At 49.8% G+C, this 554-nt stretch carries 1 protein-coding gene; it reads right to left on the bottom strand.

Annotated elements, in window-relative coordinates:
- Nucleotides 1-273: 273 nt before the first annotated feature.
- Nucleotides 274-554, bottom strand: a 281-nt coding sequence (locus P1P89_23360) for an aminotransferase (GenBank protein MDF1594461.1), incomplete at its 5' end; no start/stop codon positions are given.

Raw genomic sequence — 554 nt, 5'->3', positions numbered from 1 at the left:
GGGAACCCAAGACCGCTGGGAAGGATCAATAACCATGAAGTATCGTTTTACCTTCCAAATGTCTGAGACACATGCGATCTTCCGGGCAATCGGCACCCATGACATCCTGAACAGATAGCTTCAATTTGGCCACAGGCCATGAAGTTTACCCGGCGGCACCCGGCCGGCGGGCACAACATATATCCATCCTCATAATCATGTCAATCCTGTTAGAACAGCATTTCTTGAATTACCGAAAACAGGTTTGACCTGAAATCGGTAATACTCACATTTTTAACCGACGGCTTCGGCCATGACCTTGGAGACGGCCTTGGCCACGGTGTCCATATCTTTGTTCGTCAAGGTGGGATGAACCAGAAACATCAGGCTGGTGTCACCCAGCTCTTTTGCCACCGGCAGACGTGTAACCGGCCTCAAACCATCACCTTCAAATGCCTTCTCCAGGTACACTTCGCTGCAACTCCCGCTGAAACAGGGAACGCCCTCAGCCGCATGAACACTGTGCACAATCCTCGATAATGTTGATTCAGGCAGATCGTGATAATATCTTATAG

It is taken from the genome of Desulfobacterales bacterium (assembly GCA_029211065.1).
In the GTDB taxonomy this organism is placed as follows: Bacteria; Desulfobacterota; Desulfobacteria; order Desulfobacterales; family JARGFK01; genus JARGFK01.
Note: the sequence above shows the minus strand (reverse complement) of the source record. Positions and strands in the feature narration are given on the sequence as shown.